Genomic DNA, 7,337 nt, shown 5'->3' with positions numbered 1-7,337 from the left:
GTATGCGTACACGCCGTATGAGATCCGCAACGTGCTCAGCTACGTGCACCTCAACCAGCCTGACGCCGCCGACGAGCTGCTGCAGGGCCTGTTGCGCGACCGGCGCCCGCTGGAATGGCAGGTGCTCGCCGAAGTCGTGCACTCGCGGCTGCGCTTTCCGCGCTACCTGGGCGACATGCCGCATACCTGGATCGGCGCGGAGTACGGGCGCACGCTGTTCGGCATGCTGATGCGCGAGGACGACGATGCGCTGTCGCTGTTGCCGGGCGCTCCGCCGTCGTGGATGGCCGGGGACGGACTGGCCGTTGATCGCCTGCCCACCGCGTATGGAACCTTGCAGATGGAGGCGCGGCAGCACGATGGCACGCTGCGGGTCACCCTTCGTCCCGGCCTGCGCAAGCAGAGTGCCGTGCGCGTGTGGTGGCCGGCACGCACGCGCCCGGCCAGCGTGCGCGTGGATGGGCGCACGGTGCGCGATTACGATGCCGATGGGGTGCGGCTGGCGCAGCCGTTCCGCACGCTTGAAGCGCGCTGGTGAACCCAACAGACGAACAAAGGAGCGCGAGCGCGATGGAGCTGGACGTCAATGGCCAGCGCGTGGCCGCTACGACGCCAGCACAGGTGGGCGAAGCGCTCGCGCGGGCGAACACTCTGCCAGCCTTCGAGCTATGGGCGACTGCGCCGACCGGTGCCACCCTGTGCATGTTGCGCAACGGTGCCCATGCCTGGCTGATGTACATCCCGGTTGAAGGCGATGCCGGCGTGCGTTCATGCGGTGATGCCACACGCATCGGATCTGCCGACTACGTGCTCGGCAACGGGCAGGTGGACACCTACCCGCTTTCCTGGTGCGTGGCGGTCGAGCAGTGCTTAAGCGCCGTGTCCGCCTTTCTCCACAGCGGTGGCGACAGGCCCGAGAGCATCGTCTGGCTGGCGTCCTGACAGTTACAGGTTCGGCAGCCCCGGTGGGTTGGTCTGCGACTGCGCTACCGCCTCTTCGCTCACATTCCAGCGCTTGAGCGCCTGGGCGTAAGTGCCTGAGGCAATCTGCGTGTTCAATGCGTGGGTGATGGGTTCGGCCAGCCCGCTGCCCTTGCGCGTGGTCACCGAAATCGCCGCCGCATCGGGCCAGCCGCCCGGGAACAGGCCCACCCGGCGCACCTTGCCGTCGCGCGCGGAATACGCCCCGGTGGCGTTGGGTTCGAACGACACGTCCGCGCGTCCGGTGATCACCGCCAGCCGGCCCACCACCGCGTCGTCGAAGTACTGGTACTCCACCGGCTTCAGGCCGGCCGCGATGTTCTGCTGGTCCCACGCGCGCAGGATCTGGTCCTGGTTGGTACTGGCCCCCACCACCACTTTCAGCCCGGCAACATCGGCCGGCGTGGTGATCTTCTGGATCGGGCCATCGGTGCGGGTGTAGATGCCCAGCAGGTCATAACGGTAGCTGGAGAAGTCGAACTTCTGCTTGCGCGCTTCGGTCACGGTGATGTTGGAGATCACCGCATCGTACTTGCCCGACTGCAGCCCCAGCGGCCAGTCCGGCCAGGCCACCGGTACCAGCACCAGCTTCAGGCCCAGGCCGTCGGCGATCAACCGCGCGATGTCCGGCTCGACCCCCACGATCTGCTTGTTGTCGGCACCGTAATCGGCCAGCGGCAGCTGCCCCGGATGCGTGGCCACCGTCAGCGTGCCCGGGGTGACGAAAGTGAAGCCCGCCGGGATCAAGGCGCTCGCCTTCGGATCCGGCGTGCCTTGCAAGGCCGGCGCGGCATCACCGGCCAGCGTGGCGCGCGCCGCCGGTGCCGCGTCGCCGCCCTGCTGGACGCGCGAGTAGACGATGCCGGCAACGCCGATCACCAGCGCCGCGGCAACCAGCACGCTGCCGGTGGAGAAACGTCGTGTGTGGGGAGCGTTCATGCAGATTCCCTGCGGAAAGTGAAAGGTACGGTTACAGCGTCTTGGCAAGGAACTCGGCGGTGCGCGGCTGGCGCGGCCGGTCGAACACCACCGCCGGCGGGCCCTGCTCCACCACCCGGCCCTGGTCCATCATCACCACGTGGTCGGCCACGCGGCGGGCAAAGCCCAGCTCGTGGGTAACGATCACCAGGGTGGTGCCCGAACGCGCCAGCTCTTCGATCACGCTCAGCACTTCGGCCACCAGCTCCGGGTCCAGCGCCGAGGTTGGTTCGTCGAACAGCAGCACCTTGGGCTGCAGTGCCAACGCACGGGCGATGGCGATGCGCTGCTGCTGGCCGCCGGAGAGCTCGCGCGGGTAGGCATGCGCCTTGTCGGCCAGGCCGATCCGCTCCAGCAGGTCGTACGCCTGCTGCTCGGCCTGCTCGCGGGCAATGCCGCGTACCGCGATCGGCGCCTCGACAATGTTCTCCAGCGCGGTCAGGTGCGGGAACAGGTTGAAGCTCTGGAACACCATGCCCACGTCGGCGCGCCGCCGGCGGATTTCGCCTTCGGGCAACTCGTACAGGGTCTCGCCTTCGCGACGGTAGCCCACCAGCTGCCCGCCCACGGTCACGAACCCCTGATCCGCACGTTCCAGATGATTGATCAGGCGCAGCAGGGTGGATTTGCCGGCGCCGGACGGGCCGATCAGCACGGTGACGCTGCCTGCCTTCAGCTCCAGGTGCACGTCATCGAGCACAGTCTGGTCGCCGAACACCTTGCCCACGCCCTGCAGCGACACCGTGGCACCGTTGCCCTGCAGGACCGGGGCGATCGACGGACGCGACCCGGCGCGGGCAGCGGTGGCCGCTGCAGGCGCACGTGGCGGCACCTTGGACACCGTGCGTTCGCGCTGCAGCTGGCCGCGCGCGAAGCGCCGCTCGATGCGGTGCTGGGCCAGCGACAGCACGGTGAGGATCACCAGGTACCAGACCGTGGCCACCATCAGCAGCGGCACCACTTCCAGGTTGCGCCGGTAGATCACCTGCACGGTGTAGAACAGTTCCGGCAACGCCAGCACGTAGACCACCGAGGTGCTCTTGGCCAGCCCGATCACGTCGTTGAACGCGGCCGGCAGGATCGAGCGCATGGCCTGCGGCAGGATGATGCGGCGGATCTGCCGCCCGCGCGGCAGCCCGAGCGCGGCCGAGGCTTCGTACTGTCCGTGGTCCACCGAGAGAATGCCGCCGCGGATCACCTCGGCCGAGAACGCCGCCTGGTTAAGCGTCAGCCCCAGCACCGCGGCGGTGAACACGCCGATCAGCTGCGTGGTCGGGTACGAGAACAGGGTGATGCTGGTGAACGGCACGCCCAGCGCGATGGTGCTGTACAGATAGCCCAGGTTGTTGAGCAGCAGCAACAGCACCAGCAGCGGAATCGAGCGGAACAGCCACACGTAGCCCCACGACACTGCCGCCAGCAGCGGCGAGCCGGACACCCGCGCCAGCGCCAGCACGGTGCCCAGGCCGAAGCCCAGCGCCGTGCCCAACGCGGTCAGCCACAACGTGCGGGCCAGCCCTTCCAGCACCGGGCGGGCGAAGAACCATTCGGCGAAGGTGCCCCAGCCCCAGCGCGGGTTGCCCAGCACCGACTGCAGGCCGAACAGGATCAAGGCCAACGCCACTACGGTACCGGCCAGCTGCAGCGGATGCCGCGCCGGCACGATGCGCAGCGCGGGCGATGGCGTGGTGGGTGTAGCGATACCCGGCAGCGTGCTGGATGGGGTGCTCATGCGTGGACTCCCTGCCGCAGCGGCGGCGCGGCGCTGGCGGCCGTGTGAAGCAGCGGCAGGTGCTTTTCAAACGGCAGGTGGGCCACGGTTTCCGGGTCGGCGTGCAGGTCGAACAGCGCGCGGTAGCCATGACCCAGGTACAGCCCCACCGCTTCGGGCTGGCGGAATCCGGTGGTCAGGTACACGCGCCGGTAGCCCTGCCGCACGGCCTGGTCCTCCAGCTCCTGCAGCACGCGTCGCGCGATGCCCTGGCGGCGCAGCCCCGGCAACGTCCAGATCCGCTTGAACTCGGCGGTGTCGGCATCGCGGTGCGGCATGAACGCCCCGCCGGAGATGGCCGCACCGTCGCGCAGCAGCAGCACGAACGCCCCCACCGGTGCGGCGAATGCCTCGGCCGGGTAGCGCTCCAGTTCTTCGCGGGCGCTGCCGCCGATACGGCCACGCACATCCGCGTACCGGCTGTCGTACTCCTGCTCCAGCCCATCGAACAGCGGCTTGGCCAGCGGGTCGTGCACCGAGGTGTACAGGAACAGGTCGCTCATGCCGCATCCTCCACCAGGTAACGCTCGGCCAGCCGCGCCCACAGGCTGGCCGCCGGCGCGATGGCTGCATCGTTGAACACGTAGCGCGGGCTGTGCAGCGGCGCACTGTCGCCGTTGCCCACGAACACGAAACTGCCCGGCCTCGCCTGCAGCAGGAAGGCGAAATCCTCGCTGGCCGTGCGCGGCGCGAACCCGTCCACCACCTGCTGCGCACCGAACGCGTCCAGCGCCACCTGGCGCACGAACGCGGTCTGCTCGGGATGGTTGATCACGCTGGGAAAACCACGCGGGAACTCGACCTCGGCACGCGCACCGAAGGCGACCGCGGTGTGTTCGGCGATCTCGGTGACGCGGCGGCGCAGGGTGTCGCGCACCTCGGGAAGGTAGGCGCGCACGGTGAGGGTCAGCTCGACCACATCGGGAATCACGTTGGCGGCCTTGCCGCCGTGGATGGAGCCCACCGTGACCACGCCCATCTGGCGCGGGTCGACATTGCGTGACACCACGCTCTGCAGCGCGGTCACGATATGCGCCGCGGCCAGGATCGGGTCGACACTGCCCTGCGGTTCGGCGCCGTGGCCGCCTTTGCCTACCACCCGCACTTTCGCCCAATCCACCGATGCCATCGCCGGGCCATCGACGAACCCGAAGTGCCCCGCCGGCACGCCGGGCCAGTTGTGCAGGCCGTAAATCGCATCCACCGGGAAGCGCTCGAACAGGCCGTCGGCGATCATCTTCGATGCGCCCGAGCCGGTTTCTTCCGCCGGCTGGAAAACCAGCTGCAGGGTGCCGTCGAAGCGCCCGTGGTGGGCCAGGTAGTGTGCGGCCGCGAGCAGGATGGCGGTGTGCCCATCGTGCCCGCAGGCATGCATCAGCCCGTCGCGCTGGCTGGCATAGTCGAGCCCGGATACCTCGTGAATCGGCAGTGCGTCGATGTCGGCGCGCAGGCCCAGGCGACGGCTGCCCTGCCCGCGCTGCAGCGTGCCCACCACGCCGGTACCGCCAACGCCGGTGGTGACCGCGTAGCCCCACTGCTGCAGCAGCTCGGCCACGCGGGCGCTGGTGCGGTGCTCTTCGAAGGCCAGCTCGGGGTGCTGGTGCAGGTCGTGGCGGATCGCGACGGCGTCGGCATTGCGCGCTGCGATGGCAGGCAGCACGCCGCCTTGCAGGGGAACGATATCAACCGGGGGCCGGTGCAGAATGGTCATCGTGATGCTCCTTCAGCCCGCCTTGCGCACGGGTGCTGTATCGCCGGCGTAGCGGCTGGCCTTGCGCGGCAGCCCCAGGTGGTCACGCAGCGTGCCGCCCTCCAACGTGCCGCGGTGGTAGCCCCGCGCCTGCAGGATCGGCAATACCTGGCCGACGAAATCGTCCAGGCCCTCACGCTGCACCGAGAAGCCCAGGATGAAGCCATCGCTGGCACCGGCCTCGAACCAGCGGATCAGCTCGTCAGCCACGTGCTCGGCGGTGCCGATGAAGTTCGGTCGCGGGCTGACCGCCTGCAACGCCACCTGGCGCAGGGTCAGGCCCTGCGCGCGGGCGTCCTGCTTGATCTTGTCGGTGGTTGACCGGAAGGAATTGGCACCGATGTCGCCCAGCGCCGGGAACGGACCGTCCGGGTCGTACTGGGTGAAGTCGTGGTGGTCGAAGAAGCGCCCCAGGTAGGCCAGCGCATCGTCCAGCCCGGCCAGCGCGGCGATGGCCTGGTACTTGGCTTCGGTCTCTTCGGCGGTAGCGCCGACGATCGGCCCGATGCCCGGGAAAATCTTTACATCGGCGGCACTGCGACCGTGTGCGATCGCCGCGTTCTTCACTTTCTGGGTAAACGCGCGGGTTTCTTCCAGCGACGGCGCATGGGTGAACACCGCATCGGCGTATTTGCCGGCCAGCGCAATGCCGTCGTCGGACGCGCCGGCCTGGAAGATCACCGGCTGCCCCTGCGGCGAGCGCTGGATATTGAGCGGGCCTTCCACCTGGAAGAACCGGCCCTTGTGGTCGAGCCGGCGGAATTTTTCAGGCGCGAAGAAGGTGCCGCTGTCGCGGTCGCGCACGAAGGCATCGTCGTCCCAGGAATCCCACAGGCCCTGTACCACCTCCAGGTACTCGTCGGCGATCTGGTAGCGCAGCGCATGTTCGGGGTGCGGGCGGCCATAGTTCCGCCCCGAGCCTTCCAGCGGCGAGGTCACCACGTTCCAGCCCGCGCGCCCGCCGCTGATCAGGTCCAGCGAGGCGAATTGCCGTGCCACCGTATAAGGATCGCTGTACGAGGTGGACAAGGTACCGGCCAAGCCGATCCTGGTGGTGGCCGTGGCCAGCGCCGACAGGAGCGTGATCGGCTCGAAGCGGTTGAGGAAATGCGGGATCGATTTTTCGTTGATGTACAGGCCATCGGCAACGAAGCCGAATGCGATGCCGTGGTCTTCGGCGGTGCGTGCCACGTCGATGTAGTACTGCAGGTTGACGCTGGCGTCGGCCACGTTGGAGGGGTGCTTCCAGGCGTGCATATGGCTACCGGGGCCCTGCAGCATGATGCCGAACGGAATGGGACGCGGGGTCTTGCTCATGGCGTACTCCTGGGGATCAGGCCACCGCCGCGCGGGGCGCGGGCGACAGCAGTTCAAGTGAGGTGAGGCGTGCATCGAGGTCGGCCACCGGCGCATCCAGGATGAATTCGCCTACACCGAAGCGCTGGTGCAGGTCGTCCAGCGCGCGGCGCACTTGGTGTGCATCGCCGGACAGCACGCTGGGATGGGTTTCTTCGATGCGGTAGTCGGCCACGCCCACCTGCCGCGCGTACTCGGCCGCCGCTTCCGGGTTGGGCAGGTTGACGGTTTGCCCCGGCCCCAGGTGCAGCTTGTAGATGCGCAACGCGCCCAGATGGCGCGCGGCCGCCTCGGCCGTGGGTGCAGCGAAGGCCACCGTGGCCAGCAACGGGGCCTGCGAGGACACCGCGCGGTAGGCGCTGAAGGCCGCCTCGATGCTGCGCGGGTCGCCATCGAAATGCGCCGCGTAGACGAAGCGCCAGCCGAGCTCGGCCGCCAGGCGTGCGCTCTGTGGGCTGGCACCGAGCAGGAAGCGCTCCGGCGGCGTGCGCGGCAGCGGCC

General features: G+C 68.7%; 6 protein-coding genes and 2 pseudogenes. 2 read left to right on the top strand and 6 right to left on the bottom strand.

The features are described from left to right. Nucleotides 1-538: pseudogene (locus DBR34_RS03715) on the top strand (hypothetical protein); the annotation flags it as partial. Between the two features lie 32 nt (nucleotides 539-570). After that, entirely contained in the window at nucleotides 571-942 is a 372-nt protein-coding gene (locus DBR34_RS03710) for an Imm1 family immunity protein (RefSeq protein ID WP_128095757.1), read from the top strand. Nucleotides 943-945: 3 nt separating this feature from the next. On the opposite strand, the gene DBR34_RS03705 is transcribed toward DBR34_RS03710, so the two are convergent. The 6 genes and pseudogenes from DBR34_RS03705 to DBR34_RS22080 all read right to left on the bottom strand — a co-directional run. Further along, the gene (locus tag DBR34_RS03705) at nucleotides 946-1,920 is read right to left on the bottom strand and encodes an ABC transporter substrate-binding protein (RefSeq protein ID WP_128095756.1); all 975 of its coding nucleotides are present in this window, start codon (nucleotides 1,918-1,920) and stop codon (nucleotides 946-948) included. A gap of 31 nt (nucleotides 1,921-1,951) precedes the next feature. Then, nucleotides 1,952-3,691: an amino acid ABC transporter permease/ATP-binding protein gene (locus DBR34_RS03700; RefSeq protein WP_128095755.1), complete on the bottom strand. Its 1,740-nt coding sequence runs from the start codon at nucleotides 3,689-3,691 to the stop codon at nucleotides 1,952-1,954. After that, nucleotides 3,688-4,233 carry a GNAT family N-acetyltransferase gene (locus DBR34_RS03695; protein ID WP_128095754.1) on the bottom strand — a complete coding sequence of 182 codons (546 nt, stop codon included), beginning with the start codon at nucleotides 4,231-4,233 and terminating at the stop codon, nucleotides 3,688-3,690. Before DBR34_RS03695 ends, DBR34_RS03700 begins: the two co-directional genes overlap by 4 nt. Next, a complete protein-coding gene (locus DBR34_RS03690) occupies nucleotides 4,230-5,441 on the bottom strand; it encodes a M20 aminoacylase family protein (protein WP_128095753.1) in 1,212 nt (403 codons plus the stop codon). Before DBR34_RS03690 ends, DBR34_RS03695 begins: the two co-directional genes overlap by 4 nt. Before the next feature lie 12 nt (nucleotides 5,442-5,453). Next, a complete protein-coding gene (locus DBR34_RS03685) occupies nucleotides 5,454-6,797 on the bottom strand; it encodes an LLM class flavin-dependent oxidoreductase (RefSeq protein WP_128095752.1) in 1,344 nt (447 codons plus the stop codon). Nucleotides 6,798-6,813: 16 nt separating this feature from the next. Beyond that, nucleotides 6,814-7,337 (bottom strand): annotated as a pseudogene (locus tag DBR34_RS22080) (alkane 1-monooxygenase); the annotation flags it as partial.

The organism is Stenotrophomonas sp. HMWF003, assembly GCF_003061285.1.
Lineage (GTDB): Bacteria > Pseudomonadota > Gammaproteobacteria > Xanthomonadales > Xanthomonadaceae > Stenotrophomonas > Stenotrophomonas maltophilia_AP.
Note: the sequence above shows the minus strand (reverse complement) of the source record. Positions and strands in the feature narration are given on the sequence as shown.

Bases quoted from the DNA above. Each gene is read 5' to 3' on its own strand.
- DBR34_RS03710 (WP_128095757.1), top strand. From the start codon at position 571: ATGGAGCTGGACGTCAATGGCCAGCGCGTGGCCGCTACGACGCCAGCA.
- DBR34_RS03705 (WP_128095756.1), bottom strand. From the start codon at position 1,920: ATGAACGCTCCCCACACACGACGTTTCTCCACCGGCAGCGTGCTGGTT.
- DBR34_RS03700 (WP_128095755.1), bottom strand. From the start codon at position 3,691: ATGAGCACCCCATCCAGCACGCTGCCGGGTATCGCTACACCCACCACG.
- DBR34_RS03695 (WP_128095754.1), bottom strand. From the start codon at position 4,233: ATGAGCGACCTGTTCCTGTACACCTCGGTGCACGACCCGCTGGCCAAG.
- DBR34_RS03690 (WP_128095753.1), bottom strand. From the start codon at position 5,441: ATGACCATTCTGCACCGGCCCCCGGTTGATATCGTTCCCCTGCAAGGC.
- DBR34_RS03685 (WP_128095752.1), bottom strand. From the start codon at position 6,797: ATGAGCAAGACCCCGCGTCCCATTCCGTTCGGCATCATGCTGCAGGGC.